Here is a 26,595-nt window from a genome sequence, read left to right on the forward strand (position 1 = left end):
CGAAGCACGTTCAGCGGACCAAGCAGGGCCGCTTGGGGTCGAAAGTCCAGTTCGGGATGAGGTATTGCATGGCCACCGCATCGTCTCGGGCACCCAGCCCGTGCTGGCGATAAAGCTGGTGGGCTTTCTCCACCTCTGCCATGTCAAGCTCGATGCCCAGGCCCGGCGTCTTCGGAACCTCCACCACACCCCCTCTGATCTGCAGCGGCTCCTTCGTGAGGCGCTGACCGTCCTGCCAGATCCAATGCGTGTCGATGGCCGTGACCCGGCCAGGCGCCGCGGCCGCCACATGCGTGAACATGGCCAGCGAGACATCGAAGTGGTTGTTGGAATGCGAGCCCCAGGTCAGACCCCAGTCTCGGCAGGTCTGCGCCACGCGCACCGAGCCCGACAGGGTCCAGAAATGCGGATCGGCCAACGGGATGTCCACGGCCTGCAAGGCCAGCGCATGCACCAGTTGCCGCCAGTCGGTGGCGATCATGTTGGTGGCCGTCGGCAAGCCGGTGGCCCGGCGGAATTCGGCCATCACCTCGCGACCCGAGAAGCCGTCTTCCGCTCCGCACGGGTCTTCGGCATAGGCGATCACGCCGTGCAGGTCTCGCATCAGACGGATGGCGTCCTTCAGCAACCAGCCGCCGTTGGGATCCAGCGTCACGCGAGCCTTTGGAAAGCGCTCGTGCAGGGCACGCACCGCTTCCACCTCGTCTTCGCCGCGCAGCACCCCACCCTTGAGCTTGAAGTCATTGAAGCCATAGCGCGCATGCGCGGCCTCGGCCTGGCGCACGATGGCCTCGGGCGTCAACGCCGTGGCGTGGCGCACGCGGCACCAGTCGTCCTCGCCGGTTTCACTGGCGGGGTCCACATAAGGCAGATCGGTGCGCGTGCGGTCACCCACGAAGAAAAGGTAGCCGAGCATCTCCACCTTCTCACGCTGTTGGCCCTCCCCCAGCAGCGCCGCCACCGGCACCCCCATGTGCTGACCGAGCAAATCCAGCAAGGCGGACTCGAGCGCCGCCACCGCATGGATGGTGGTGCGCAAGTCGAAGGTCTGCAGGCCTCGGCCGCCGCGGTCGCGGTCGGCAAAGGCCTGCTGCACGCGCTGCAGGATCTCCAGGTGCGAGCCCACCGGCTGGCCCACCACCAGGGCGGCGGCATCTTCCAGGGTCTGGCGGATCTTCTCGCCGCCGGGCACCTCGCCGACGCCAGTGCGCCCGGCGCTGTCGGTGAGCAGCAGCAGGTTGCGGGTGAAGAAAGGGCCGTGCGCGCCGCTCAGGTTGAGCAGCATGCTGTCGCGCCCGGCCACGGGAATGGCGCGCAATGCAGTGATGCGCGGGGTGTCATGCAAGGACATGGGGACTCCAGGCCGGCGGTTCAATCCGCGGTGATATTGCGAGCCTTGATCAGCGCACGCCAGCGGTCGTACTCGGCGCGCTGGAAGGCCGCGAACTGCTCGGGCGTGTTGGCCACGAGTTCGAAGCCCACCGAGACGAACTGCTCGCGGATCTGCGGATCGTTCAGCGCCGCCACCAAGGCAGTGTGCAGCTTGGCCTTGATGTCGGCCGGCAGCCCCCGAGGCGCCGCGATGCCCTGCCAGGAATAGACGTCGGCCCCCTTGATGCCGGCTTCGTCCAGCGTGGGCACGTCAGGCAGCAGTTTCGAGCGCTGGGCCGAAGTGATGGCCAGGGCACGCAGCTTGCCGGTGCGCACATGCTGGAGGATGGCATTGATGTTCTGGAACGATGCATCCACCTGGCCGCCCAGCAGGTCCGAGATGGCCGGTGCGCCGCCACGGTAGGGCACATGCACACCCGTGGTGCCCGACTGCTGCCAGAACAGTTCGGCCGTGAGGTGGTCGGAAGATCCATTGCCTGACGAAGCGAAGGTGACCTTGCCCGGATGGGCCTTGGCATGGGCCACCAGATCGGCCAGCGTCTTGTGCGGCGAGCCGGCCGGCACCACAAGCACATTGGGCGCCTGCACGGCCACCGTCAACAGGTCGAAGTCTTTGGTGGCGTCATAAGGAACGCTCTTGAGCAGGTGCGGCGCGATCACGAAGGGGCCCAACGAAGCCACGAGCAGCGTGTGGCCATCGGCCGGCGCGCGCGTGACGACAGCGGCGCCGATGGTGCCGGTGGCACCGGGCTTGTTGTCGACGATGAAGCTCTGGCCGAGCTGCTGCTGCAGCTTCGGCGCGATCGCGCGGGCCAGCGTGTCGGTCGAGCCGCCCGGGGGGAAGGGCACGATCATCGTAACGGTCTTGTCGGGCCAGGCCAAGGCGCTGGTCGCAACACCCAGGCCCAAGGCCAACACGGACAGCAGCTTTTTCATTCCAATCATCGGAGGTCTCCTTGTCATCGGGGAGCAGCAGGTGACTGAGGCCCGAGCTTGTCGATCAGGGCACGCAACTGCTCGATTTCGGCCGGCTTGAGGTCCGACAGCGGTGGGCGCACCGGGCCCGCGCCATGCCCCACCAAGGCAGCACCCGCCTTCACGATGCTCACCGCATAGCCTTGACCCTTGTTGCGCAGGTCGATGTAAGGCAGGAAGAAGTCGCGGATGAGGCGGTCGGTGGTGGCGGTATCGCCGGCAGCATGGGCGTTGTAGAACTCGATCGCCGTGCGCGGGATGAAATTGAAGACGGCCGACGAGTACACCGGGCACCCCATGGCCTTGTAGGCCCCCGCAAACACCTCGGCCGTGGGCAGGCCGCCCAGGTAGGCAAAGCGGTCGCCCAGGCGCTGGCGGATGGACACAAAGGCCTCGATGTCACCAATGCCGTCTTTGAACCCCACGAGATTGGGGCAACGCTCGGCCAGCGTCAGCAGTGATTCGGGCGTGAGCCGACAGGCACCGCGGTTGTAGACGATGACTCCCAAGCGCACGCTCTTACACACGGCTTCGACGTGAGCCACCAGCCCTTCCTGCGTGGCTTCGGTGAGGTAGTGCGGCAACAACAGCACGCCCTGGGCACCCAGGCGCTCGGCCTCTTGGGCGTACTGGATGGCCAGCCGCGTGCCGCCGCCGGCGCCAGCAATGATGGGCATGCGGCCCCTGCAGGTGTCGACAGCCACGCGGATCACGTCGGCGTACTCGCGCGGCTCCAGCGAGAAGAACTCCCCCGTGCCGCCAGCCGCGAACAGCGCACTGGCACCGTAGGGCATCAGCCATTCGAGCCGCTCGGCATAGGGCTTGGGTGCAAAGCGCAGGTCAGCGTCGAAGTCCGTCAGCGGGAAGGACAGCAGGCCGGAGGACATCGTGCGTTGAAGGTCTTGAGGGCTCATGGACAGGCTCACAGGGCTGGGAAAGGGAAGCCCCGACCCATGAAGGTCGGAACTGCTATGTTGTCAGTCATCGTACAACTTAATCCAGGCGAGTTCAAGGCTACGCCGGCACGTTCATGATCCGGAGTTCTACGTAGGCCGCCTTGGGCGCCGTGTCAGGCCGCTGCGTTTTCTGCCGCCTCCTGGGCGCGGCGCAGGCGTTCGCGGCTGTTGGACAGGTGGGTGCGCATGGCCGCCCGGGCCGCCTCGGGGTCGCGGTTGGCGATGGCCACGATCACACTGTCATGTTCGGCCAGCACGCGCAGGAGGTACTCGCGCCGCCCTTGGCCGGCCAGGCGCGCGGTGTTCACGCGCGAACGCGGGATGAGCAGGTCACCCAAGTGCTGCATCAGATCGACGAAGTGCGGGTTTTGGCTGGCGCGGGCGATCTCCATGTGCAGCGCCCGGTCGGCAGCCACTGCATCGGTGCCGTCTTCGATGGATCGAGCGAAGGCCGCCTGCGCTTCGCGCATCACCTGCAGATGAGCCTCACTGCGACGCACCGCAGCCAAGGCGGCGGCCTCTGCCTCCACGCCGATGCGCAGCTCCAGCACGGCAATCACGTCACGCAGCGTGGCCACCTGTTCGGGCACGATGCGGAAGTTCGCCCCCTCGCCGCTGCCAGTCACGAAGGTACCGATGCCGTGACGCGTCTCCACCCAGCCGCCGGCCTGCAGCTTGGACAACGCCTCGCGCACCACGGTGCGACTCACGCCGAACTCTTCCATGATGGCCGCCTCGGTCGGCAGCTTGTCGCCCACCGCCAGCTGCCCGGCGCGGATGCGTGCGCTCAGGGCATCGACGAGGTCGAGCGCCAGGCTGCGGGATTTGCGGCGAGCAGGAACGGCAAGGGTGGACATGGGACTCCGCGTAAACCCCAGGCCCTGCCGCCTTGACAGGTTGCGGGGTGTGAACGACGATATGTTGTACGACAACCGATGACGTATGACATCAGTGTTTCGACTCTAGCAACCCACCTCTGGATCTGCAAGCTGCACCATGCTCGCTCAGCATTCCACATCTGCGCGATTCGCGCGTCTGCTGCTCACCGGCGCGGCCGGCGGCCTGGGCCGCGAACTGCGTCCTCGCCTGAAAGCCTATTGCGACGTCTTGCGCGTGAGCGACATGGACGAACTGGGAGCGGCCGCTGCCGGCGAGGAGCTGTACCGCGTGGCGCTGCAGGACAAAACCGGCATGCTGGCATTGCTGCAAGGTGTGGAGGCCGTGGTGCACTTGGGAGGCGTCTCTACCGAGCAGCCTTGGGAGCCTATCTTGCAGGCCAACATCGTTGGGGTTTATCACCTCTACGAGGCAGCGCGGGTGCACGGTGTGCGGCGCATCGTCTTTGCCAGCTCCAACCACGTCACCGGTTTTTACCGACAAGATGAAGTGCTCGGCACCGACGCCCTGCCTCGCCCCGACAGCCTGTACGGCGTGAGCAAGGCCTTCGGCGAAAACCTCGCTCGCTTTTACTTCGATCGCTATGGCATCGAGACGGTGGCGCTGCGCATCGGCTCGTCCTTTCCCGAACCCCGCGACCGTCGCATGCTCGCCACCTGGCTGAGCTACAACGACCTGGAGCGGCTGGTGGTGGCCAGCCTCACCGCACCGGTGGTGGGCTACAGCGTGATCTACGGCATGTCCGACAACGCGACCACTTGGTGGGACAACACCAAGGCGCGCCACATTGGTTACCGGCCGCAGGATAGTTCGGACGTCTTCCGCACCGCCGTCGAAGCCCGCCAACCACGCATCGATCTGGACGACCCAGCTGCGATCTACCAAGGAGGCGCCTTCGTGCGCACCGGCCCTTTCGAGTAACAGCGCCGCCGGCTCGGCCGGCGGCATCCGTCACACCAAGAGGAGACAGAGCATCATGAACCTTCGCCGTCATCTGCTGGTCGCCACCGCTGCCATGCTGACCTTCGCCGGCGCCGCCGGCGCCCAAGCCCTGACCCTGAAGGCCGCCGATGTGCACCCGGCCGGCTATCCGACGGTGGTCGCCGTTGAAAACATGGGCAAGAAGCTCGAGTCCGCCACCAACGGACGCATCAAGGTGCAGATGTTCCCCGGTGGCGTGCTGGGCGGGGAAAAGGAAATGATCGAGCAGACCCAGGTGGGTGCCATCCACCTGCTGCGCACCTCGCTGGGCCCCATCGGCCCGGTGGTGCCCGAGGTCAACGTCTTCAACATGCCCTTCGTCTTCCGCAGCCAGGCGCATGTACGCGCCGTGCTCGACGGCCCCATCGGCACCGAGATGCTCGACAAGATCAGCGCCTCGCCGGCGCGTCTGGTGGCTCTGGCCTGGATGGACAGCGGCTCACGCAGCCTCTACACCAAAAAGCCGGTGCGTTCCCCCGCCGACCTCAAGGGCCTGAAGATCCGCATGATGGGCAACCCACTCTTCGTCGACACCATGAACGCGATGGGCGGCAACGGCATCTCCATGGGTTACGGCGAAGTGTTCAGTGCGTTGCAGACCAATGTGGTCGACGGCGCCGAGAACAACCCTCCCAGCTACTTCACCAGCAACCACTACAACACCGGTGCGAAGTACTACACGCAGACGAATCACCTGATGATCCCCGAGATCCTGGTAATGTCCAAGGTGACCTGGGACAAGCTCTCCAAGGACGACCAGGCGCTGGTGAAGAAGCTCGCCCGCGAAGCGCAGCTGGAGCAGCGTGTGCTGTGGGACAAGAGCGTGGCCGAGTACACCGACAAACTCAAGGCCGCCGGCGTGGAGTTCATCAATATCGACACCCGGCCCTTCTATGAAGCCACCGCACCGGTGCGCGCAAAGTACGGCGCCCAGTTCACCGAACTGATGAAGCGCATCGAAGCCGTCCAGTGAGCCCGTTGCGATGGATTCCCGCTACGTCCGCCTGATGGACGCGCTTTACCTGGCGGCCATCTGGACTGCCGGTGTCGCGATCTTCTTCATGTCCCTCATCATCCCCTGGGGGGTGTTCAGCCGCTACATGCTGGGCACCGGCTCGCAATGGCCAGAGCCAGTGGCCATCTTGCTGATGATGGTGTTCACTTTCGTGGGCGCTGCCGCGGCCTACCGTGCCGGCGGCCATATCGCCGTGAGCCTGCTCACCGAGCGGCTGCCGCGGCTCGCACAGGGGGCGATCGCGATCGCTGTCGATCTCCTGATGGCCGTCGTTTGCCTCTTCGTGCTGTACCACGGCACCCGCCTGTGCCTCACCACGATGGGCCAGTCGATCAGCGAACTGCCCTGGTTGCCGGTAGGTGTCACCTACGCCTCGCTGCCTCTGGGCTCGCTGCTCACGCTGCTCTTCGTGATCGAAAAGCGCCTTTTCGGGTCGCAGGCGCACCGGCCTGTCGTACGTTATGAAGAACAGGAGAGGCCCTGATGGATGCATTCATCCTGCTGGGCAGCTTCTTCGGCTTGGTGCTGCTGGGCGTGCCGGTGGCCTATGCGCTGGGGTTGGCCGCGCTGGTCGGCGCGCTGTGGATCGAGCTGCCACTGGACGCGGTGATGATCCAGCTCGCCTCGGGCGTCAACAAGTTCTCGCTGCTGGCCATCCCCTTTTTCGTGCTGGCCGGGGCCATCATGGCCGAAGGCGGCATGGCGCGCCGTCTGGTGGCCTTCGCCAACGTGCTGGTGGGGTTCATCCGCGGCGGTCTTTCGTTGGTGAACATCCTGGCCTCGACCTTCTTCGGGGCCATCTCAGGCTCGTCAGTGGCCGACACCGCCTCGGTGGGCTCGGTGCTCATCCCCGAGATGGAGAAGAAGGGCTATCCACGCACTTTTGCGACGGCCGTGACGGTCAGCGGGTCGGTGCAGGCCATCCTCATCCCGCCCAGTCACAACGCGGTGCTGTATTCGCTGGCCGCTGGCGGCACGGTGTCGATCGCCGCGCTCTTTATGGCCGGCGTGCTGCCCGGGCTGCTGCTGGGACTCACGCTCACGGTCATGTGCCTGGTCATTGCGAAGAAGAACAACTACCCAAAGGGAGAGCTCATTCCCCTGCGCCAGGCGCTGAAGATCTGCGTTGACGCGCTGTGGGGCCTGATGACGATGGTCATCATCCTCGGCGGCATCTTGAGCGGGGTGTTCACCGCCAACGAGTCGGCCTCTATCGCTGTGCTTTGGGCCTTCTTCGTGACGATGTTCATTTACCGCGACTACAAATGGCGCGATCTTCCCAAGCTCGTACATCGCACGGTCAAGACGGTCACGGTGGTGATGATCCTCATCGGCTTCGCCGCGGCCTTCGGCTACCTGATGACGTTGATGCAGATCCCGATGAAGGTCACCGCCTTCTTCACCAGCCTCTCCGACAACAAGCTGGTCATCCTGCTGATGATCAATCTGATGCTGATCGTTCTGGGTTGCCTGATGGACATGTCGCCACTCATCCTGATCTGCACACCCATCTTGCTGCCGGTGGTCACCTCGCTGGGCATCGACCCGGTGCACTTCGGCATGATCATGATGGTCAACCTGGGCATCGGCCTCATCACCCCGCCGGTGGGCACTGTGCTCTTCGTGGGCAGCGCTGTGGCCAAGCTGCCGCTGGGCGTGGTGTCCAGGACCATGCTGCCCTTCTTCGCAGCGCTGTTCCTCGTGCTGATGCTGGTGACTTACGTCCCCGGGCTGTCGTTGTGGCTGCCGCGGGCCATGGGCTTGTAGCCAATGACCAGGCTGGTGGTGGTCTCCTGTGCCGACAGCGGCGAGCTGCACACGCTGACGCTGGCTGCCGACGGCCGGCTGGCGCCGCGCCAAGTGGTGCCGCTGGGTGGCGCGCTCATGCCCATGGCCCTGCACCCGCGCGGCCACCGGCTCTACGTGGCGCGGCGCAGCGACCCACTGGCGGTGGTCAGCCTGGCCATCGGGTCTGACGGCACGCTCACCCCGCTCGCCGAAGCGCCGCTGCCCGCCAGCATGGCCTGCCTGGCCTGCGACCGCACCGGGCTGCACTGGATGGCGGCTTCCTATGGTAGCGACTGCGTGAGCATCGGCCCTTTGGACACAAATGGCCTGGCGCAGGCCCCCACGCAGGTGCTGCCCACCGGCCGCCACGCCCATGCCATCGTCACCGACCCAGCCAACCGCTACGCCTACGCCACCAGCCTAGGTAGCGACCTGATCCACTGCTACCGCTTGCAGGGCGATCGCCTGGAGGCCGCCGATACTGCCACGGTCGCCGTGCGCGCCGGATCCGGTCCGCGCCATCTGGTCTTCCACCCTTCCGGCCGCTGGCTTTACCTACTCAACGAACTCGATGCCGGGCTGGACACGTTTGCCGTCGAGCCCGAGACAGGCCTGCTGCATTGGCGGCACAGCGCCACCACGCTCGCGCCGGTCTTCTCAGGCGAGCCCTGGGCGGCCGAGCTTCGTCTGTCCGCCGATGCCCGCTGCCTGCTTGCCACCGAACGGCGGTCGAGCACCCTGTCAGTCTTCGATGTGGCCACCGATCCCAGCCAGCCCCGCCTGCTCGAGCAAACGCCCACCGAAGCCCAGCCACGCGGCATGCAAATGGCACCCGATGCCCGGCAGGTCGTGGTGGCCGGGCAGGCCTCGCATCATGTCACCGCCTATGCCTTGGACACGCACAGCGGCGCGCTCAGGGCCACCGACCGTGCCCGCGTGGGCCTGAATCCCAACTGGGTCGAGATCCTCGACCTGCCCTCGTGAGGCCATCCCACCCGGCCTCGTTGCTTCGCCCTTCCTGATCTGGAATCTCATCATGCATCCTCCCCGCCGCTCCCTCCTGGCTGCCGGCCTCGGCGCCGTGCTGGCCGCCGCGCTGCCCGTCCACGCCCAGGACACTTGGCCGTCCAAACCCGTGAAAATCGTCGTGCCCTTTGCCCCCGGCGGCACCTCCGACATCCTGGCCCGCACCCTGGCCGAAAAACTCCAGGGTTCACTCAAGCAGACCATCGTGATCGAGAACAAGGCTGGCGCGGGTGGCGTGATCGGCGCCGACAGCGTGGCCAAGTCGGCCCCAGACGGCTACACCTTCCTGCTGGGCACCATCGCCAGCCACGCCATCAACCCGGCACTGCAGCCCAAGATCCCCTATGACGCCCTCAAGGACTTCGCACCGGTGATGCTGCTGGGCAGCATCTCCAACGTGCTGCTGGTGGGCGCGAACCAGCCCTACAAGAGTGTGGCCGACCTCATCGCCGCGGCCAAAGCCAGGCCCGGAAGCATCGCCTTCGGCTCCGCCGGCACCGGAAGTTCGCAGCACATGTCGGGCGAAGCCTTCAAGCTGCTGACCGGTGCCGAACTCAGCCACGTGCCGTACCGCGGCAGCGCGCCCGCGATCCAGGATCTGATCGGCGGCCAGATCCCCGCCAGTTTCGAGACGGTCACCGTCGCTCTGCCGCACATCCAGTCGGGCAAGGTGCGGGCCCTGGCCGTCACCTCGGCCTCGCGCAGCCGCGTCCTGCCCGACATCCCCACGCTGCAGGAAGCCGGCGTGGCCGGATTCGATGTGGCGAGTTGGCAGGCCTTCTACGCCCCCGCGGGCACCCCGCCGGCCATCGTGCAGCGCATGAACCGGGAGTTGGCATCCATCATCGCCACACCCGAGGTCAAGGCCCGCATGGAAGGCCTGGGCCTGGAGTACCAACCCAACACCCCGGAGCAGTTCGCAGAGTTCGGCCGCAAGGAACTCGCGAAATGGGCGAAGATCGTCAAAGACGGCAACGTCAAGCCTTGAGTCCCGCATGGCCGCTCCTGTCCTGATTCGCATGCACGAGGCCGACAACGTGGCCATCGTGGCCAATGACGGCGGCCTGCCTGCGGGCACCGTCGTCGATGGCCTCACCTTGCGCGAACACGTGCCTCAGGCCCACAAAGTGGCGCTGGCCGACTTGCCCGAAGGGGCCGAGGTACGGCGCTACAACGTGGTGATCGGCCACACGGTCCAGGCCGTGCCCGCGGGCGGCTGGGTGCACGAACGGCTGCTGCGCCTGCCGCCGGCCCGTGGACTCGAGGGCCTGCCCATCGCCACCGTGAAGCCGCCGACCCTGCCCCGCCTGGAAGGCTACACCTTCGAGGGCTACCGCAACGCTGACGGCTCCGTGGGCACGCGCAACATCCTGGCCATCACGCAGACGGTGCAGTGCGTGGCCGGTGTCACCGAGTTTGCCGTGCAGCGCATCAAGCGAGAGCTGCTGCCCAAGTACCCGAACGTCGACGACGTGGTAGCGCTGGAGCACACGTATGGCTGCGGCGTGGCCATCGACGCTCCCGATGCGGTGATTCCCATCCGCACCCTGCGCAACATCAGCCGCAACCCCAACTTCGGCGGCGAGGTGATGGTGGTGAGCCTGGGCTGCGAGAAGCTGCAGCCCGAACGCCTGCTGCCGCCGGGCAGCATCCCTATCGGCAGCCACCGCAGCGATGCCTTGGATGTCGTGTGCCTGCAGGACGACGCGCACGTGGGTTTCATGTCAATGATCGAGTCGGTGATGCGTCAAGCCGAGGTACACCTGCAGCGGCTGAACGCACGCCGGCGCGAGACAGTGCCCGCCAGCGAGCTGGTGGTGGGCGTGCAATGCGGCGGCAGCGATGCCTTCTCGGGCGTCACCGCCAACCCCGCCGTGGGTTTCTGCACCGACCTGCTGGTGCGCGCGGGCGCCACGGTGATGTTCTCGGAAGTGACCGAGGTGCGTGACGGCATCGACCAGCTCACCTCACGTGCGGCCACGCCCGAGGTGGCGCAGGCCATGATCGAGCAGATGGCCTGGTACGACGCCTATCTGAAGCGCGGCCAGGTGGATCGCAGCGCCAACACCACGCCGGGCAATAAGAAGGGTGGGCTCTCGAACATCGTCGAGAAGGCGATGGGCTCCATCGTCAAGAGCGGCAGTGCGCCGATCTCGGGGGTGGTCGCGCCGGGCGAAAAAGCCACGCAGCGCGGCCTGCTGTATGCCGCCACCCCGGCCAGCGACTTCATCTGCGGCACGCTGCAACTGGCCGCCGGCATGAACCTGCACGTCTTCACCACCGGCCGTGGCACCCCCTACGGCCTGGCCGCGTGCCCGGTGATCAAGGTCGCTACGCGCAGCGACCTGGCCCGCCGCTGGCACGACCTGATGGACGTGAACGCCGGGCGCATCGCCGAGGGTGAGGCCAGCATCGAAGACGTCGGCTGGGAGCTCTTCCACCTGATGCTCGACGTGGCCAGCGGCCGCAGGAAGACCTGGGCCGAGCGCTGGCAACTGCACAACGCCCTGGTGCTATTCAACCCGGCGCCGGTGACGTGATCAAACCGGACGGGGCCTCCGTGCGATCGGCATCCCGCGCCACACCGCAGGTCAACTCGCCTGGGGCCGGACCGGTTGCGGTAGGCTTGCGCCCATGTGGACACCAACTATCATCGCCCCACAACGGTTCAATGACGCTCAAGCGGCGCTCGACCGGGTTCGTTTGATCTATTCACAAAGCCTGGCCCACCTGCGCGAGGCCCTGCGCCGCTTCGTGGGCGGCGAAAACTTGAATCAGCGCGTGCGCGCCTGCTACCCCTACGTGCGCGTGCACACCGACACGGTGGCCCGGGCCGACTCGCGCCTGTCCTACGGCTTCGTGGCGGGGCCGGGCACCTACGAAACCACCCTGACCCGGCCCGACCTGTACGAGGACTACTACCGAGAGCAATTCCGCCTGCTGTTGCGCAATCACGGCGTGGACCTGGAGGTGGGCACCAGCCACCAGCCCATCCCGGTGCACTTCGCCGTAGACAGCTCCGACCATGTCGAAGGCCAGCTCGACGCGGCACGCCGCCTGCGCCTGCGCGACCTCTTCGACCTGCCCGACCTGGGCGCGATGGACGACGGCATCGCCAACGGCACCTACGAGCCCGCGCCGGGCGAGCCGCACCCGCTGGCGCTGTTCACCGCACCGCGCGTGGACTACTCGCTGCATCGCCTGCGCCACTACACCGGCACCGCGCCCGAGCACTTCCAGAACTTCGTGCTGTTCACGAACTACCAGTTCTACATCGACGAGTTCGTGCGGCTGGGCCGCGAGTTGATGGCGCAAGCGCCCAACCAGGGCGCGCTGTTCACCGCGTCGAAGGACGCGGCGGCCGACGATGGCTACGTGGCGTTCGTGGAGCCCGGCAACGTGGTGACGCGCCGCCAGGGCGAGGCGCCCGAGCCTGACGACGCGCTGGGCGCACCGCCCCCGCGCCTGCCGCAGATGCCAGCCTACCACCTGGTGCGGCGTGACCGAGCGGGCATCACCATGGTCAACATCGGCGTGGGGCCCGCCAACGCCAAGACCATCACCGACCACATCGCCGTGCTGCGCCCCCACGCCTGGATCATGCTGGGCCACTGCGCCGGCCTGCGCAACACCCAGCAGCTGGGCGACTACGTGCTGGCCCACGGCTATGTGCGCGAAGACCATGTGCTGGACGAAGACCTGCCGCTGTGGGTGCCCATCCCTGCGCTGGCCGAGGTGCAAATCGCGCTGCAGACCGCCGTGGCCGACATCACGCAGCTCAGCGGCTACGAGCTCAAGCGCATCCTGCGCACCGGCACCGTGGCCAGCACCGACAACCGCAACTGGGAGCTGCTGCCGCACCGCACGCCCGAGCGCCGCTTCAGCCAGAGCCGCGCGGTGGCGCTGGACATGGAAAGCGCCACCGTGGCGGCCAACGGCTTCCGCTTCCGCGTGCCTTACGGCACCTTGCTGTGCGTGAGCGACAAGCCCCTGCACGGCGAGCTCAAGCTGCCGGGCATGGCCAACCAGTTCTACCGCGAGCGCGTGGACCAGCACCTGCGCATCGGCATCCGCGCCATCGAGATCCTGCGCGGCGAAGGCGTCGACCGCCTGCACAGCCGCAAGCTGCGCAGCTTCGCCGAGGTGGCCTTCCAGTGATCGGGGTCAGAAACTGCCGGTGAACTGGTAGCGCGAGGCCGGGTGCCACATCGCCGCCACCGAGGCCACCTGGCCCTGCGAGTGGGTCTGGCGGCGCAGCACCAGGCAGGGCTCGTGGGGGCCCATGTGCAGCAACTCGCCGATCTCCTTGGGCGGCAGGCAGGCCTCGATAGCAAAGCGCACGCCCTGCAGCGGCGCCACGCGCATCAGGTAGGCATTGGGCGTCTGGCTGCGGAAGTCCTGGGCCAGGTAGTCGGGCGCCACCCGGGGGTTGACGTAGCGATCCTCCACCTGGATGGGCAGTTCGTTCTCGAAGTGCACCACCACCGAATGGAACAGCGCCGCCCGCGCTGACAACCCGAACTGGCGCGCCAGCGCCTCGCTGGCCTTGCAGCGCTCGAGCAGCTGCAGTTCGCTGCGGTGCACATGGCCGCGCGCGGCCACCTCGTCGGCGATGTTGCGGATCTCCACCAGCGTGGACTGGTACTTCTGCTGGGCCACGAAGGTGCCCGAGCCCTGCACCCGCACGACGATCTGCTCGTCGCTCAGCTCGCGGATCGCGCGGTTGACCGTCATGCGCGACACGCCGAACTCGCGTGCCAGTGCCTCCTCGCCGGGAATCGCATCGCCCTCCTTCCACTGCCCGCTCTGGATGCACTTGAGCACATGAGCCTTGATGGCCTGGTAGGCCGGTTGCCGGGCCCCGTCGGCGGGCAGGAGGGTCGTGTTCATCCTAGGGTAATCACCAAGACTTTCTGCCGCGGATTGTATTGACGTCCCTCGGTCTCGACAATCAAAATGTATATACAACTTGAAGTCAAACTTAGCCAATTTGTATAGGCTCACCCCGCCGAAGGAGACCCCCCGTGACCCGCCCTGACAGCGCCCAGGCCTTGCCCCGTACCGGCCTGGCCCTTCCCCTGCTCAAGCTGCTGGCCTTCAGCGCCGTGGGCATCTTCCTGTTCTTCGTCGACATCGAGATCGGCGGCCGGCGCACGATCCCGGTGGATCACATCAGCAGCTACCTGGTGCGCGAGCAGCGCAGCCTCGCGGTGATCTTCGTGCTGGCGCTGATGGCCTGGGGGGCATTCGCACCCTTCGTCACCGGCGCCTTCCGCCAAAGCGCCACGGCGCGGGTGTTCAGCGTGATCAAGCTGACCGGCCTGGCCCTGGCGGGCCTGTACCTGGCCGGACTGGCGCCCGACTGGGCCACCCGGAAGGACATGCTGCCCTTCCTCTTCGAGAAGCTGGCGCTGTCGGTGGGCGTGCTCATCCCCATCGGCGGCCTGGCGCTGACCTTCCTGGTGGGCTTCGGCCTGCTGGAGCTGGTGGGCGTGCTGATGGAGCGCGTGATGCGCCCGCTCTTCCGCACCCCCGGCTACTCGGCCATCGACGCCGTCACCTCCTTCGTCGGCAGCTATTCCATCGGCCTGCTCGTCACCAACGCCATGTACCTGCAAGGCAAGTACACGGTGCGCGAGGCCATGGTCATCGCGACCGGCTTTTCCACCGTCTCGGCCACCTTCATGATCGTCGTGGCCAAGACCCTGGGCCTGATGGAGCACTGGACGTTCTTCTTCTGGGCCAGCTTCGTCGTGACCTTCGCCGTCACCGCGATCACGGCCTACCTGCCGCCCATCGCCGGCATGGACGACCGCCGCCCCACGCCCGCCGGGGACGAGCACGGCACGGCCGCCGGCAACCGCTGGCAGCGAGCGCTCCAGGCCGGCGTGGCACGCTACCAGTCGCGCGAGCCGCTGCTGCAGATGCTGTGGGCCAACCTGAAGGACGGGCTGCAGATGTCCGCCGTGGTCGCCCCCAGCATCCTCGCGGTGGGCTTTGCCGGCCTGTGCTTGGCCAAGTTCACGCCGGTGTTCGAGTGGATCGGTGTGCTGCTCAAGCCCGCGCTGTGGGTCGCCGGCGCCCTGCTCGGCCTGGAGAACGCAGCGGCCGCCAGCGGCGCCTTCGCCTCGGGCCTGGCCGAAATGTTCCTGCCGGCCATCCTGCTCAAGGACGCCGAGTTCCTGCTGCGCTTCCTGGTGGCCCTGGTCTCGATCAGCACGGTGCTCTTCCTGTCCGGCTGCGTGCCCTGCATCCTGGCCACCCGCATCCCCGTCAAGTTCCGCGACCTGCTCGTGATCTGGCTGCTGCGCAGCCTGCTGAGCATCGTCCTCGGCGCCGTCGCGCTGCGCGCCGGCCTCGCCTTCGGCTGGCTCGTGCTGCCGGCCTGACCCCCTGCCCCCGCGTTCCTTCGCCCTGGAGAGCCCCATGACCGCCCAACCCGACCCCCGCTACGATCCGACCCGCGTGATCCGCGCCCCGCGCGGCTCCGAGCTGCACTGCAAGAGCTGGCTCACCGAGGCCGCCTACCGCATGCTGCAGAACAACCTCGACCCCGACGTGGCCGAGAACCCGCAGGCCCTGGTGGTCTATGGCGGCATCGGCCGCGCCGCGCGCAACTGGGACTGCTTCGATCGCATCCTGGCCTGCCTGCGCGAACTCAACGACGACGAATCGCTGCTGATCCAGTCGGGCAAGCCCGTGGGCGTGTTCAAGACCCACCCCCACGCTCCGCGCGTGCTGATCGCCAACTCCAACCTCGTGCCCAAGTGGGCCACCTGGGAGCACTTCAACGAACTGGACCGCAAGGGCCTGTTCATGTACGGCCAGATGACGGCCGGCAGCTGGATCTACATCGGCAGCCAGGGCATCGTGCAGGGCACCTTCGAGACCTTCGTCGAGGCCGGCCGCCAGCACTACGGCAATGACCTGTCGGGCAAGTGGATCCTCACCGCCGGCCTGGGCGGCATGGGCGGCGCCCAGCCGCTGGCCGCCACCCTGGCCGGCGCGGTATCGCTGACCATCGAGTGCCAGCAAAGCAGCATCGACTTCCGCCTGCGCACGCGCTACGTGGACAAGCAGGCCCGCGACATCGACGAAGCCCTGGCGATGGTGCGCCACCACTGCGAGCGCCGGGAGGCCGTTTCCATCGCGCTGCTGGGCAATGCAGCCGAGGTGCTGCCCGAGCTGGTCAAGCGCGCGAAAGCCGGTGGCCTGAAGCCCGACCTCGTGACCGACCAGACCTCGGCCCACGACCTCATCCACGGCTACCTGCCTGCCGGCTGGACCGTCGAGCAATGGAAGGCCGCCCAGCGCGACCCGGCCCGGCATGCCGCGCTGAGGGACGCCGCCGCAAAGAGCTGTGCCGTGCACGTGCAGGCCATGCTCGACTTCCACGCGATGGGCGTGCCCACCGTGGACTACGGCAACAACATCCGCCAGGTGGCCTTCGACCAGGGTGTCAAGAACGCCTTCGACTTCCCCGGCTTCGTGCCGGCCTACATCCGCCCGCTGTTCTGCGAGGGCAAGGGCCCCTTCCGCTGGGTGGCGCTGTCGGGCGACCCGGAAGACATCTACAAGACCGACGCCAAGATCAAGGAGCTCTTCCCCGACAACCACCACACCCACCGCTGGCTGGACATGGCGCGCGAACGCATCGCCTTCCAGGGCCTGCCCGCGCGCATCTGCTGGCTGGGCCTGGGCGAACGCCACCGCGCGGGCCTGGCCTTCAACGAGATGGTGCGCAAAGGGGAACTGAAGGCGCCCATCGTGATCGGCCGCGACCACCTCGACACCGGCTCGGTGGCCAGCCCCAACCGCGAAACCGAAGGCATGCGCGACGGCACCGACGCCGTCTCCGACTGGCCGCTGCTCAACGCCCTGCTCAACACCGCTGGCGGCGCCACCTGGGTCAGCCTGCACCATGGCGGCGGCGTGGGCATGGGCTACTCGCAGCATGCAGGCATGGTCATCGTGGCCGACGGCAGCGACGCCGCCGCCGAGCGCCTGGCGCGCGTGCTGGTCAACGACTGCGGCTCGGGCGTGATGCGCCATGCCGACGCGGGTTACGAACTGGCCATTGCCACCGCGAAGAAACAGGGGCTCAATCTGCCCATGATCAACCGGGCCTGAGCATGCACGACACCCTGGTCCTCGATCCTGGCCGGCTGACCCTGGCCGAGCTGCGCGCCCTGTGGACCGCCCCGCGGCGTGTGGCCCTGCCCGAGTCCGCGCGCGCGGCCATCACGGCCTCGGCAGCGGCCATCGAGGCCATCGTCGCGCGCGGCGAGGCCGCCTACGGCATCAACACCGGCTTTGGCAAGCTGGCCCGCACGCGCATCCCCGACGCCCAGCTCGAGCAGCTGCAGCGCAACCTCATCCTTTCGCATTCGGTGGGCACGGGCGAGCCGATGAGCGACGCCACCGTGCGGCTGGTGATGGCGATGAAGGCCGCCAGCCTCGCGCGCGGCCATTCGGGCGTGCGCCCGGTGGTGATCGACACCCTGCTGGCGGTGCTCAATGCGGGCATCGTGCCGCGGATCCCGGTAAAAGGCTCGGTCGGCGCCTCGGGCGACCTGGCCCCGCTGTCGCACATGACCCTGGCGCTGATGGGCGAGGGCGAGGTGCGCGTGGACGGCCGCGTGGTGCCGGCCGCGGCCGCGCTGCAGGCGGCCGGCATCACACCGCTGACGCTGGCCGCCAAGGAAGGCCTGGCCCTGATCAACGGCACCCAGGTGTCTACCGCACTGGCGCTGCACGGCCTTTTCCTGGCCGAGCGCCTGCTGGAGGCCGGCAGCCTCACCGGCGCGCTGTGCGTCGATGCCGCCAAGGGCAGCGATGCCCCCTTCGATCCGCGCATCCACGCCCTGCGCGGCCAACCCGGGCAGATCGCCAGCGCCACCGTGACACGCGCCCTGCTCGAAGGCAGCGCGATCCGGCAGTCGCACGTCGTGAACGACGAGCGCGTGCAGGACCCCTACAGCCTGCGCTGCCAGCCCCAGGTGATGGGCGCCTGCCGCGACCTCGTCGCCCAGGCGGCGCGCACCCTGCTCATCGAGGCCAACGCCGTCACCGACAACCCGCTGGTCTTTCCCGCCACGGGCGAGGTGCTCTCGGGCGGCAACTTCCACGCCGAACCCGTGGCCTTTGCCGCCGACACCCTGGCCCTGGCGCTGGCCGAGATCGGTGCGCTGTCCGAGCGGCGCATTGCCCTGCTGATCGACAGCACGCTCTCGGGCCTGCCGCCCTTCCTGGTCGACAACCCCGGCCTGAACAGCGGCTTCATGATCGCCCACGTCACCGCGGCCGCCCTGGCTTCGGAGAACAAGTCGCTCGCCCACCCCGCCAGCGTGGACAGCCTGCCCACCAGCGCCAACCAGGAGGACCATGTGAGCATGGCCACCTATGCCGCGCGCCGCCTGGAGACGATGGCCGACCACACCGCCACCATCCTCGCGATCGAGTGGCTCGCCGCCGCCCAGGGCGTGGACTTCCACCGCCCGCTGCTCACCTCGCCGCGCCTGCAGCGCCTGCAGGCCACCTTGCGCGCGCAGGTGCCCTTCTACGACCGCGACCGGCTCTTTGCGCCCGACATCGAAGCCGCCAAGGCGCTGGTGCTGGCAGGTGCAGCCGGTGCCGGCAACGAGGACCTCCTCGCCACGCTCTGGAAGGATTGACATGCCGACGCCGTCGCCCCCGCTCACCCTCTGGCGCCACGCCCGCCTGGCCACGCTGGCCGGCGAGGGCTGGGGCCTGGTCGACGACGGCGCCCTGCTCACGCAAGGCCCCCGCATCACCTGGGTGGGCCCTGCCCGCCAACTGCCCGCTGGCCTGGCGGTCAACGCCGAACACAACCTGGGCGGCGCCTTGGTCACCCCCGGCCTGGTCGATTGCCACACCCATCTGGTCTATGCCGGGCGGCGTTCCGACGAAGCCGAGCTGCGCCTGAACGGCGCCAGCTACGAACAGATCGCCCGCGCCGGCGGCGGCATCCGCTCGACCGTGGCCGCCACGCGCGCGGCCGGTGAAGACGAACTGCTGCGCCTGGCCGCTCGGCGAGCCCAGGCCCTGCGTGCCCAGGGCGTGACCACGCTGGAGGTGAAGTCGGGCTATGGCCTGTCGCAGGAGGCCGAAGCGCGCTGCCTGCGCGTGGCGCGGCGCCTGGGCGACACCTTGGATCTGTCGGTGCGCACCACCTTCCTCGGGGCCCACGCGCTGCCGCCCGAATACGAAGGGCACAGCGACGACTACATCGACGCCGTGTGCGCGTGGCTGCCCGCCCTCCATGCCGAGGGCCTGGTCGATGCGGTAGACGCCTTCTGCGAGCACCTGGCGTTTTCGCCCGCGCAGACACGGCGCGTATTCGAGGCCGCACGCCGACTGGGCCTGCCGGTGAAGCTGCACGCCGAGCAGCTGTCCGACCAGGGCGGCGCGGCCCTGGCCGCCGCCTTCGGCGCCCTCTCGTGCGACCACCTTGAACACCTGAGCCCGGACGGCATCGCCGCGATGCAGGCCGCCGGCACCGTGGCCGTGCTGCTGCCCGGCGCCTTCTACATGCTGCGCGAGACGAAGCTGCCGCCCATCGCCGCCCTGCGCGAAGCCGGCGTGCCCATGGCTGTTGCCACCGACCACAACCCCGGCACCTCGCCTGCGCTGTCGCTGCCGCTGATGGCCCACATGGCCTGCAGCTTCTTCCGCTTGACGCCGCTGGAGGCCGTGCGCGGTATCACGGTGCATGCCGCACGGGCGCTGGGCCTGCACGACCGCGGCACGCTGGCCGCGGGACAGCGCGCCGACCTGGCGGTGTGGGCGCTCGACCATCCCAACGAACTGTGCTACTGGTTCGGCCACACGCCCTGCACCCAGGTGGTGGTGGCCGGCGAGGTCTCACGATGAACCCCTTCCCCTGGCAAGGCCGCATCGACGCCGAAGACAGCGGCATCACCACCCGTTGGCACCAGCACGTGCAGCCTTTCGCGGACACCAGCCGCGGCGGTGTGGTGCTGCTGGGCTTTGCCAGTGACGAAGGCGTGCGCCGCAACGGCGGCCGCCCCGGCGCAGCCCAGGGGCCCGCGGCCCTGCGGGCGGCCCTGGCCAACCTGCCCGTGCTGGGCGAGCCGATGGTTTTCGATGGCGGCGACGTGGTCTGTGAAGATGGTGAGCTCGACGTCGCCCAGGCCTCGCTGGCCGCGCGCGTGGCGCAGGCGCTGGAGCAAGGCAATCTTCCGCTGGTGCTGGGCGGCGGCCACGAGGTGGCCTGGGGCAGCTTCCAGGGCTTGGTGCAGGCCCGGCCGGATCTGCAGCGCGTGCTCGTCGTCAACCTCGATGCCCACTTCGACCTGCGCGAGGCACACCAGGGCAACTCGGGCACGCCCTTCCTGCAGATCCAGCAATGGTGTACCGCCCGGGGCCGGCCCTTCAACTACCGTGTCTTCGGCATCAGCCGCTTTGCCAACACCCAGGCCCTGTTCGACCGGGCGCAGGCCCTGGGCGTGCGCCACTGGCTGGATGAGGCCCTGCAGTCGCCCGAAGGACTGCGGGCGGCGCAGGCCGAACTCGCCCGCGACCTGGCTGCGTGCGACGCGGTCTACCTCACGCTGTGCCTGGACGTGCTGCCCGCCCCGCTGGCGCCGGGCGTGTCGGCCCCGGCGCCACTGGGTGTGCCGCTTGCGCATGTCGAGGCCCTGGTCGACCAGGTGATGGCCTGCGGCCGCGTGGCCCTGGCCGACATCGCCGAACTCAACCCCGCGCTCGACCGCGACGGCCTCACCGCCCGCGTGGCGGCGCGCTTGGCCGCGCGCATCGCACGCGCGGCCAGGCCTTGAGCCTCAGCGGCTGTTCGGCCGGTGGGCCGGACGCGGACCGGAAGAACGCGTCTCGAGGTGGCGGAAGGTGATGCGGCCCTTGGAGAGGTCGTAGGGCGACAGCTCCAGCGAGACGTGGTCGCCCGCCAGGATGCGGATGTGGTGCTTGCGCATCTTGCCCGCGGTGTAGGCCACCAGGCTGTGGCCGTTGTCCAGGGTCACACGGAAACGGGAATCGGGCAGCACCTCCTCGACCTTGCCGCGCATCTCGATCAGTTCTTCCTTGGCCAAATCAACTCCTTGCTGGTGGATGAATCCATACACGGGCTCAGGCCTGGAGGGCGCGCTGCGCCCATTCCCGGCCTTGCTCGGCTGCGTGGCGCAGGGCGCCTTCGCTGGTGTCGAAAGGGATCGCAAAGCGGAACACGCGGTCGTGCGTGCCCGTGCCCCGACCACTGCGGATCGAGACGGATGCGGCAAACCCGCCGGCATCGATGCGGCGGGACAGCGGTGAGACAAGGTACTTGCCCACCGCAAACGGTTGTTCACGGGTGGTCTTCATGGAATTCCTGCACGGCCGTGCGGCCGTGCGTTCAAACTTGGGTGGAAGCGTCTCGATGCGCGTGGCGCAAGGAGCCGTCCGGGATGGGGCTCGCCGCAGGAGAAGGCTGACCGCCGGGAAGCCGCATCGGCTCGAAAGCCGGTTCTGAGGCGAAACGCGCGGCGCGCGGGGCCGGCGGCGTGTCAGACGACTGTCGCGTCAGTGAGCAAGTCACGACAGAAAGCCAAATTGTACCCGCTAGGCCCAGCTCGTGCAGAACCGACCCGCCGCGACGACAATGACACCATGAACGATGACTCACGACACATCGAGGTGCCGCCGTCCTTCGTGGCGCTCTTCGTGGAGCCCGGGCGGATCAAGCCACGAGAGCCTTGGGCCGTGATCAGCCAACGCTACGAGCTGTGCGAAGACCTCGCCCAGCTCCTCACCGACACGGCCCGCACCACGTTGTGGGAGCTACAGGCCACCGAGGCCGACGTGCTGGGACGCATCGGCCGGGGACTGGCGCAGGGGCCGCTGGACCTATCCACCAACGAAGCACAGTGGGTGCTGCGCCGGCTGGCTGAGTTGCTGGGGTGGAACCTCACACTCACAGCCCCGACTGACGCGTAGCGACCCGATGGAGCGGGCCGTCACACGTCCATAGAATCTGAGCATGCTGCCGTCTGCTGTCCTTGCCCGCAACCATGTCAATGTCTCCGGTCGAGGCGAGGTGTTGCTGTATGCCCATGGGTTTGGGTGCAACCAGCAAATGTGGGATGCCATCACGCCCGCTTTTGCTGACACCCACCGGCAGGTCCTGTTCGACTACGTTGGCAGCGGGCGTTCGGATCGCTCAGCCTTCGATCCGCTGCGTTACGCCACGCTCTCAGGCTATGCCCAAGACCTGATCGAGGTGTGCGACGCGCTGGATCTGCGAGAAGGCGTCACCTGCGTCGCCCATTCGGTCAGCTGCAGCATCGGGATGCTCGCCAGCATCGCACGCCCGAACTTGTTTGCGCGCTTGATTCTCATCGGCCCCAACCCCTGCTTCCTCAACGATCCTCCGTACAGGGGCGGTTTCGAGCGTAGCGACCTTGAAGCCTTGCTCGATCTCATGGACCGCAACTACATCGGCTGGGCCCACCACCTGGCGCCGGTTGTGGCCGGTGCGGGCGGCGGGCCCGCCGTTGCCCACCGACTGTCCGAGAGCTTTTGCTCCACCGACCCTGAGACCGCCCGGGTGTTTGCCGAGGCCACCTTCTTCGCCGACAACCGTGCGGACCTGCCTCTGGTTCAAACGCCCTGCCTGATCCTCCAGCATCTCGACGACACGCTCGCGCCACTGTCTGTTGGGCACTACATGCACGATCACCTGCGCAACAGCACCCTCGAGGTGCTCGACGTCGCCGGTCACTGCGCACACCTATCCCACCCGCATCTCGTGATCGAGGCGATTCAACGCTTCCTCGCCGCCAGATGAACGCGATTGCCGCCTGCGGCCTTCCGATTCCTTGCCTCATCGTCGTGACGGACATCGAAGGGCGGGTGCTGGCGGCGAACGAGCAGTGGCAGCAGCTTGGGTTTTCTTCCTCCCATCACGACCAGCCGGGTATTGGTGACGTTCTGGACCGGGCACTGTCCCCAGCGTCGGCGATGTTGCTGCACACTCACGTGCGACCCATGCTATTGCGCGAAGGCCGTGTGCGTGAAGTGTTCTTGCAGCTGCGTCGTGCGGACGGCACCGATGTGCCGGTGATGCTCAATGCCCAGTGGCATGCCGCTCCTGAGGCCCGTGGCGTCTGGGTGTTTTTCGAAACCCGCCATCGCAGCCAGTTCGAAGCCGCGCTCGTCGCCCGTGCCCGTCATGCGCAAGAACAAACTCGCAGGCTGTCGGCACAGGCTGTGCGCGATCCGCTCACGGGTTTGTACAACCGCCGCCAGCTCGAACACGCTCTACAGCAATGGTGCACCCATACCGGCGCGGATGATCGGGCCGCCTTGATTCTCGTGGACATCGATCACTTCAAGGCCTTCAACGACCGATGGGGTCATCTTCACGGCGACCAAGTCCTCGTCGCCGTGGCAGATGCCTTGCGCCAAAGCGTGCGCGCTAGCGATACCGTGGCCCGATTCGGCGGCGAAGAGTTCGCCATTTGGATGCCGGGCGCCGACGCCACGGCAGCCCACGATGCCGCCCAGCGTATGCACGAGGCGGTTCGGTCGGCCACGGTCGGGGGCACCACCATCACGATCAGCATCGGCGTGGCCACCCTCGGAGCCCCCGCAGCGCCAGCCGATCTCGTGCAGCTTTTTCGAGCCGCCGACAGCGCGTTGTACACCGCCAAACAGCGTGGACGCGATTGCACCGTCGTCGCCGACAGTGCACAGCCCTAGGCACGCCCTGTAGGCCGGAGAACTCGCGAGGCCGTCGATCACTCCACCGTGACCGACTTCGCCAGATTCCTCGGCTTGTCCACATCCGTCCCTCGCGCACAGGCCGTGTGATAGGCCAGCAGCTGCAGCGGCACCACGTGCAGAATGGGCGACAGCTGGCCGTAGTGCTCGGGCATGCGGATGACGTGCACGCCGGGCTCGCTTTCGATGCGGGTGTCGGCGTCGGCGAAGACGTAGAGCTCGCCGCCGCGGGCGCGCACTTCCTGCATGTTGCTCTTGAGCTTTTCCAGCAGGGTGTCGTTGGGGGCCACGGTCACCACGGGCATCTGGTCGGTCACCAGGGCCAGGGGGCCGTGCTTGAGCTCGCCGGCCGGATAGGCCTCGGCGTGGATGTAGCTGATCTCCTTGAGCTTGAGGGCCCCCTCCAGCGCAATGGGGTAGTGCAGGCCACGCCCCAGGAACAGCGCGTTTTCCTTGCGGGCGAAGTCCTCGGACCAGGCGATCACCTGGGGCTCCAGCGCCAGCACGGCCTGCAAGGCCACAGGCAGGTGGCGCAGGGCCTTGAGGTGGGTAGCTTCTTCTTCGTCACTCAGGCGGCCGCGCACCTGGGCCAGCGCCAGCGTGAGCAGGAACAGGCCCACCAGTTGCGTGGTGAAAGCCTTGGTGGAGGCCACGCCGATTTCCACGCCCGCGCGCGTGATGTAGGCCAGCTTGCATTCGCGCACCATCGCGCTGGTGGCCACGTTGCACACCGTGAGTGTGTGGGGCATGCCCAGGCTGCGCGCGTGCTTCAGTGCCGCGAGCGTGTCGGCCGTTTCGCCGGACTGGGTGATGGTGACGACCAGCGTCTTCGGGTTGGGCACGCTCTCGCGGTAGCGGTATTCGCTGGCGATCTCTACGCTGGTGGGGATCTTGGCGATCGATTCGAGCCAGTACTTGGCGGTGGAGCCGGCGTAGTAGCTGGTGCCGCAGGCCAGGATGAGCACCTGCTCCACCTCCTTGAACACCGAGTAGGCCCCGTCGCCGAAGAGTTCGGGCGTGATGGACTGGACGGCATCGAGCGTGTCGGCGATGGCCCGCGGCTGCTCGAAGATTTCCTTTTGCATGTAGTGCCGGTAGGGACCCAGCTCGGCCGCGCCGGTGTGGGCCAGCACGGTGCGCACCGGCCGCTCCACGCGCTCGTAGCGGTCATGCGGCGCGCTGGCGGTGCGCGACTCGATCCAGTAGCGGCCGAGCTGCAGGTCGACCACGTCGCCTTCTTCCAGGTAGACGATCTGGTCGGTCACGCCGGCCAGGGCCATGGCGTCGGAGGCCAGGAAGTTCTCGCTCGCATCGGCCGCGCCCACCCCCAGCACCAGCGGCGAGCCTTCGCGCGCGCCCACCACGCGGTGGGGTTCGTCGCGGCAGAACACGGCAATGGCGTAAGCGCCGCGCAGGCGCAGCGTGGCGCGCTTCACGGCGTCGAAGAGATCGCCGTCGTAGAGGTGGTCCACCAGGTGCGCGATGACCTCGGTATCGGTCTGGCTGGCAAAGGTGTAGCCCTTGGCCTGCAGCTCGGCGCGCAGTTCGTCGTGGTTCTCGATGATGCCGTTGTGCACGAGGGCGATGCGCGCGGGACGAGCGGTGTAGGCGTCGGCCCCGGTGCCGTGCGAAAAGTGCGGGTGAGCGTTGTGCACCGCCGGCGCGCCGTGCGTGGCCCAGCGGGTGTGGGCAATGCCGGTGTAGCCGGCCACACCGTCCTGCGCCACCTGGGCTTCCAGTTCGGCCACGCGCGAGGTGCTGCGCGCACGGCGCGGGCCGCCGTCCTGATGCACGGCCACGCCGCAAGAGTCATAGCCGCGGTATTCCAGGCGCTTCAGGCCTTCGATCAGGATGGGGACGATGTTGCGCTGGCTGGTGGCGCCGACGATGCCGCACATGGACGAGCTCCGCAAAAAATGAATGTCGGGATGCTAGGCAAGGTGGTGAGAAATTTTCTTACGTTCTCATTGATTTCAGGAATGATTCCACCATCATCCGACTAGCATGCAATAATCCATCTCGGACTGACCATTATTTGATGGATTCAAGCACTCCCCTCCCCCATCTGGATGCCATTGATCTGCGCCTGCTCGATCAACTGCAGCGGGATGCCTCCTTGAGCAACCAGGCCCTGGCCGAGCGCTGCCATGTGTCGCCCGCCACCTGCCTGCGCCGGGTGCGCCGGCTGGTCGAGGCCGGCGTGATCGAGCGCCGCGTGGCGCTGCTATCGCCGCAGCGGCTGGGCGCCGGGCTCACTGCCATCATCGAGATCAGCTTGGACCACCAAGCCGCCGAGCGGCTGGATGCCTTCGAGGCCCGCGCCGTGGCTGAGCCGCGGGTACAGCAGTGCTACCGCACCAGCAGCGGGCCCGACTTCGTGCTGGTCGTGCAGGTGCCCGACATGGCCGCCTACCACGCGCTGGTGCAGCGCCTGTTCACCAGTGATGCCAACGTGCGCAATGTGAAGGCCTACTTCTCCATCAAGCGCGCCAAGTTTGAACCGGCGCTGAGCCTGCCGCCCCCCTCCGCCTGACACGTGCCGCGTGGTCTGGCTTTGGTGGACCTCTTGAGTGAAATGTTATAACGTTTCATCAACAGGTTTTTGGCTTGAGGAGGCCGCATGCCCCCATCTCATCCCCCCATCCCCCATCGCCGGCTGCTGGCGGCCGCCCTGTCGGCCACCTTGCTGCTGGTGGCCTGCGGCGGTGGCGGCAGCAGTGACGACCATGACGATGACCACCACGTCGACACCCTGGGCCGGCTGGTGATCGCCGACGGCAGCACCACGGTGCGTGTGCTCGACCT

Annotated in this window: 25 protein-coding genes and 1 pseudogene; 18 read left to right on the top strand and 8 right to left on the bottom strand. The window is 67.6% G+C overall.

Features of this window, described 5'->3' with window-relative positions:
• Positions 1-10: 10 nt before the first annotated feature.
• From gudD to ACK4ZD_RS09145, 4 genes are all read right to left on the bottom strand, one after another.
• Positions 11-1,351 (bottom strand): glucarate dehydratase, encoded by a 1,341-nt coding sequence (gene gudD, locus ACK4ZD_RS09130; RefSeq protein ID WP_409660724.1) that lies wholly within the window; start codon positions 1,349-1,351, stop codon positions 11-13.
• Between the two features lie 20 nt (positions 1,352-1,371).
• A complete protein-coding gene (locus ACK4ZD_RS09135) occupies positions 1,372-2,328 on the bottom strand; it encodes a Bug family tripartite tricarboxylate transporter substrate binding protein (protein ID WP_409660779.1) in 957 nt (318 codons plus the stop codon).
• 23 nt (positions 2,329-2,351) lie between these two features.
• Positions 2,352-3,281, bottom strand: a complete 930-nt coding sequence (gene kdgD, locus ACK4ZD_RS09140) for a 5-dehydro-4-deoxyglucarate dehydratase (RefSeq protein WP_409660726.1) — start codon at positions 3,279-3,281, stop codon at positions 2,352-2,354.
• A 155-nt stretch (positions 3,282-3,436) separates the two neighbouring features.
• Positions 3,437-4,180 carry a FadR/GntR family transcriptional regulator gene (locus tag ACK4ZD_RS09145; RefSeq protein ID WP_409660728.1) on the bottom strand — a complete coding sequence of 248 codons (744 nt, stop codon included), beginning with the start codon at positions 4,178-4,180 and terminating at the stop codon, positions 3,437-3,439.
• Between the two features lie 139 nt (positions 4,181-4,319).
• Between ACK4ZD_RS09145 and ACK4ZD_RS09150 the strand changes: the two genes are divergently transcribed.
• The 8 genes from ACK4ZD_RS09150 (at position 4,320) to ACK4ZD_RS09185 (ending at position 13,188) form a co-directional block, all read left to right on the top strand.
• A complete protein-coding gene (locus ACK4ZD_RS09150) occupies positions 4,320-5,141 on the top strand; it encodes an NAD-dependent epimerase/dehydratase family protein (RefSeq protein WP_409660730.1) in 822 nt (273 codons plus the stop codon).
• A gap of 55 nt (positions 5,142-5,196) precedes the next feature.
• A complete protein-coding gene (locus ACK4ZD_RS09155; RefSeq protein ID WP_409660732.1) occupies positions 5,197-6,174 on the top strand; it encodes a TRAP transporter substrate-binding protein in 978 nt (325 codons plus the stop codon).
• A 10-nt stretch (positions 6,175-6,184) separates the two neighbouring features.
• The gene (locus ACK4ZD_RS09160; protein ID WP_409660734.1) at positions 6,185-6,700 is read left to right on the top strand and encodes a TRAP transporter small permease; all 516 of its coding nucleotides are present in this window, start codon (positions 6,185-6,187) and stop codon (positions 6,698-6,700) included.
• The gene (locus tag ACK4ZD_RS09165) at positions 6,700-7,983 is read left to right on the top strand and encodes a TRAP transporter large permease (RefSeq protein WP_409660736.1); all 1,284 of its coding nucleotides are present in this window, start codon (positions 6,700-6,702) and stop codon (positions 7,981-7,983) included. Before ACK4ZD_RS09160 ends, ACK4ZD_RS09165 begins: the two co-directional genes overlap by 1 nt.
• 3 nt (positions 7,984-7,986) lie before the next feature.
• Positions 7,987-8,988 (top strand): lactonase family protein, encoded by a 1,002-nt coding sequence (locus ACK4ZD_RS09170; protein WP_409660738.1) that lies wholly within the window; start codon positions 7,987-7,989, stop codon positions 8,986-8,988.
• A 52-nt stretch (positions 8,989-9,040) separates the two neighbouring features.
• A complete protein-coding gene (locus tag ACK4ZD_RS09175; RefSeq protein ID WP_409660740.1) occupies positions 9,041-10,018 on the top strand; it encodes a Bug family tripartite tricarboxylate transporter substrate binding protein in 978 nt (325 codons plus the stop codon).
• A 7-nt stretch (positions 10,019-10,025) separates the two neighbouring features.
• Complete coding sequence (garD, locus tag ACK4ZD_RS09180; protein WP_409660742.1) at positions 10,026-11,570, top strand: galactarate dehydratase; 1,545 nt, start codon at positions 10,026-10,028, stop codon at positions 11,568-11,570.
• A 94-nt stretch (positions 11,571-11,664) separates the two neighbouring features.
• Positions 11,665-13,188: an AMP nucleosidase gene (locus tag ACK4ZD_RS09185; protein ID WP_409660744.1), complete on the top strand. Its 1,524-nt coding sequence runs from the start codon at positions 11,665-11,667 to the stop codon at positions 13,186-13,188.
• Positions 13,189-13,194: 6 nt separating this feature from the next.
• Here ACK4ZD_RS09185 and hutC read toward each other — a convergent pair whose 3' ends face one another.
• Complete coding sequence (hutC, locus tag ACK4ZD_RS09190) at positions 13,195-13,920, bottom strand: histidine utilization repressor (protein WP_409660746.1); 726 nt, start codon at positions 13,918-13,920, stop codon at positions 13,195-13,197.
• 134 nt (positions 13,921-14,054) lie between these two features.
• On the opposite strand from hutC, the gene ACK4ZD_RS09195 reads away from it, so the two are divergent.
• The 5 genes from ACK4ZD_RS09195 to hutG are packed head-to-tail and all read left to right on the top strand — an operon-like array spanning position 14,055 to position 20,852.
• Positions 14,055-15,419 (top strand): YjiH family protein, encoded by a 1,365-nt coding sequence (locus tag ACK4ZD_RS09195; RefSeq protein WP_409660748.1) that lies wholly within the window; start codon positions 14,055-14,057, stop codon positions 15,417-15,419.
• Positions 15,420-15,456: 37 nt separating this feature from the next.
• Complete coding sequence (hutU, locus tag ACK4ZD_RS09200; protein WP_409660750.1) at positions 15,457-17,160, top strand: urocanate hydratase; 1,704 nt, start codon at positions 15,457-15,459, stop codon at positions 17,158-17,160.
• A 2-nt stretch (positions 17,161-17,162) separates the two neighbouring features.
• Entirely contained in the window at positions 17,163-18,704 is a 1,542-nt protein-coding gene (hutH, locus tag ACK4ZD_RS09205; RefSeq protein ID WP_409660752.1) for a histidine ammonia-lyase, read from the top strand.
• 1 nt (position 18,705) lies between these two features.
• A complete protein-coding gene (hutI, locus tag ACK4ZD_RS09210; protein WP_409660754.1) occupies positions 18,706-19,923 on the top strand; it encodes an imidazolonepropionase in 1,218 nt (405 codons plus the stop codon).
• A complete protein-coding gene (gene hutG, locus ACK4ZD_RS09215) occupies positions 19,920-20,852 on the top strand; it encodes a formimidoylglutamase (protein ID WP_409660756.1) in 933 nt (310 codons plus the stop codon). The genes hutI and hutG overlap by 4 nt, the downstream gene beginning before the upstream one ends.
• Before the next feature lie 3 nt (positions 20,853-20,855).
• On the opposite strand, the gene infA is transcribed toward hutG, so the two are convergent.
• On the bottom strand, positions 20,856-21,122 hold the full coding sequence (infA, locus tag ACK4ZD_RS09220) for a translation initiation factor IF-1 (protein ID WP_409660758.1): 267 nt from the start codon (positions 21,120-21,122) through the stop codon (positions 20,856-20,858).
• 37 nt (positions 21,123-21,159) lie between these two features.
• Complete coding sequence (locus ACK4ZD_RS09225; RefSeq protein ID WP_409660761.1) at positions 21,160-21,393, bottom strand: hypothetical protein; 234 nt, start codon at positions 21,391-21,393, stop codon at positions 21,160-21,162.
• 285 nt (positions 21,394-21,678) lie between these two features.
• Here ACK4ZD_RS09225 and ACK4ZD_RS09230 point away from each other — a divergent pair, with 285 nt between their 5' ends.
• From ACK4ZD_RS09230 to ACK4ZD_RS09240, 3 genes are read left to right on the top strand one after another with little or no spacing between them, the layout of a single operon-like run.
• Positions 21,679-22,005, top strand: a complete 327-nt coding sequence (locus tag ACK4ZD_RS09230) for an ATPase with chaperone activity (protein ID WP_409660764.1) — start codon at positions 21,679-21,681, stop codon at positions 22,003-22,005.
• A gap of 43 nt (positions 22,006-22,048) precedes the next feature.
• Positions 22,049-22,855 carry an alpha/beta fold hydrolase gene (locus tag ACK4ZD_RS09235; protein WP_409660766.1) on the top strand — a complete coding sequence of 269 codons (807 nt, stop codon included), beginning with the start codon at positions 22,049-22,051 and terminating at the stop codon, positions 22,853-22,855.
• Positions 22,852-23,769 carry a GGDEF domain-containing protein gene (locus tag ACK4ZD_RS09240; protein ID WP_409660768.1) on the top strand — a complete coding sequence of 306 codons (918 nt, stop codon included), beginning with the start codon at positions 22,852-22,854 and terminating at the stop codon, positions 23,767-23,769. The genes ACK4ZD_RS09235 and ACK4ZD_RS09240 overlap by 4 nt, the downstream gene beginning before the upstream one ends.
• Before the next feature lie 38 nt (positions 23,770-23,807).
• Here the strand turns inward: ACK4ZD_RS09240 and glmS are convergent, their stop codons facing one another.
• Positions 23,808-25,688 carry a glutamine--fructose-6-phosphate transaminase (isomerizing) gene (glmS, locus tag ACK4ZD_RS09245; protein ID WP_409660771.1) on the bottom strand — a complete coding sequence of 627 codons (1,881 nt, stop codon included), beginning with the start codon at positions 25,686-25,688 and terminating at the stop codon, positions 23,808-23,810.
• Between the two features lie 140 nt (positions 25,689-25,828).
• Between glmS and ACK4ZD_RS09250 the strand changes: the two genes are divergently transcribed.
• Positions 25,829-26,323, top strand: coding sequence for an Lrp/AsnC family transcriptional regulator (locus tag ACK4ZD_RS09250; RefSeq protein WP_409660774.1), 495 nt, complete (start codon positions 25,829-25,831; stop codon positions 26,321-26,323).
• Positions 26,324-26,410: 87 nt separating this feature from the next.
• A pseudogene (locus ACK4ZD_RS09255) lies at positions 26,411-26,595 on the top strand (hypothetical protein); the annotation flags it as partial.

Origin of the sequence: Caldimonas sp. (assembly GCF_046291045.1) — a bacterium.
Classification (GTDB): Bacteria; Pseudomonadota; Gammaproteobacteria; order Burkholderiales; family Burkholderiaceae_C; genus Caldimonas.

Coding starts and splice junctions, on each gene's coding strand:
- garD (WP_409660742.1), top strand. CDS start 10,026: ATGGCCGCTCCTGTCCTGATTCGCATGCACGAGGCCGACAACGTGGCC.
- ACK4ZD_RS09225 (WP_409660761.1), bottom strand. CDS start 21,393: ATGAAGACCACCCGTGAACAACCGTTTGCGGTGGGCAAGTACCTTGTC.
- hutC (WP_409660746.1), bottom strand. CDS start 13,920: ATGAACACGACCCTCCTGCCCGCCGACGGGGCCCGGCAACCGGCCTAC.
- ACK4ZD_RS09160 (WP_409660734.1), top strand. CDS start 6,185: ATGGATTCCCGCTACGTCCGCCTGATGGACGCGCTTTACCTGGCGGCC.
- glmS (WP_409660771.1), bottom strand. CDS start 25,688: ATGTGCGGCATCGTCGGCGCCACCAGCCAGCGCAACATCGTCCCCATC.
- ACK4ZD_RS09145 (WP_409660728.1), bottom strand. CDS start 4,180: ATGTCCACCCTTGCCGTTCCTGCTCGCCGCAAATCCCGCAGCCTGGCG.
- ACK4ZD_RS09165 (WP_409660736.1), top strand. CDS start 6,700: ATGGATGCATTCATCCTGCTGGGCAGCTTCTTCGGCTTGGTGCTGCTG.
- hutI (WP_409660754.1), top strand. CDS start 18,706: ATGCCGACGCCGTCGCCCCCGCTCACCCTCTGGCGCCACGCCCGCCTG.
- gudD (WP_409660724.1), bottom strand. CDS start 1,351: ATGTCCTTGCATGACACCCCGCGCATCACTGCATTGCGCGCCATTCCC.
- ACK4ZD_RS09240 (WP_409660768.1), top strand. CDS start 22,852: ATGAACGCGATTGCCGCCTGCGGCCTTCCGATTCCTTGCCTCATCGTC.
- ACK4ZD_RS09135 (WP_409660779.1), bottom strand. CDS start 2,328: ATGAAAAAGCTGCTGTCCGTGTTGGCCTTGGGCCTGGGTGTTGCGACC.
- hutG (WP_409660756.1), top strand. CDS start 19,920: ATGAACCCCTTCCCCTGGCAAGGCCGCATCGACGCCGAAGACAGCGGC.
- ACK4ZD_RS09230 (WP_409660764.1), top strand. CDS start 21,679: ATGAACGATGACTCACGACACATCGAGGTGCCGCCGTCCTTCGTGGCG.
- ACK4ZD_RS09155 (WP_409660732.1), top strand. CDS start 5,197: ATGAACCTTCGCCGTCATCTGCTGGTCGCCACCGCTGCCATGCTGACC.
- hutU (WP_409660750.1), top strand. CDS start 15,457: ATGACCGCCCAACCCGACCCCCGCTACGATCCGACCCGCGTGATCCGC.
- ACK4ZD_RS09150 (WP_409660730.1), top strand. CDS start 4,320: ATGCTCGCTCAGCATTCCACATCTGCGCGATTCGCGCGTCTGCTGCTC.
- ACK4ZD_RS09170 (WP_409660738.1), top strand. CDS start 7,987: ATGACCAGGCTGGTGGTGGTCTCCTGTGCCGACAGCGGCGAGCTGCAC.
- hutH (WP_409660752.1), top strand. CDS start 17,163: ATGCACGACACCCTGGTCCTCGATCCTGGCCGGCTGACCCTGGCCGAG.
- ACK4ZD_RS09235 (WP_409660766.1), top strand. CDS start 22,049: ATGCTGCCGTCTGCTGTCCTTGCCCGCAACCATGTCAATGTCTCCGGT.
- ACK4ZD_RS09185 (WP_409660744.1), top strand. CDS start 11,665: ATGTGGACACCAACTATCATCGCCCCACAACGGTTCAATGACGCTCAA.
- ACK4ZD_RS09250 (WP_409660774.1), top strand. CDS start 25,829: ATGGATTCAAGCACTCCCCTCCCCCATCTGGATGCCATTGATCTGCGC.
- kdgD (WP_409660726.1), bottom strand. CDS start 3,281: ATGAGCCCTCAAGACCTTCAACGCACGATGTCCTCCGGCCTGCTGTCC.
- ACK4ZD_RS09175 (WP_409660740.1), top strand. CDS start 9,041: ATGCATCCTCCCCGCCGCTCCCTCCTGGCTGCCGGCCTCGGCGCCGTG.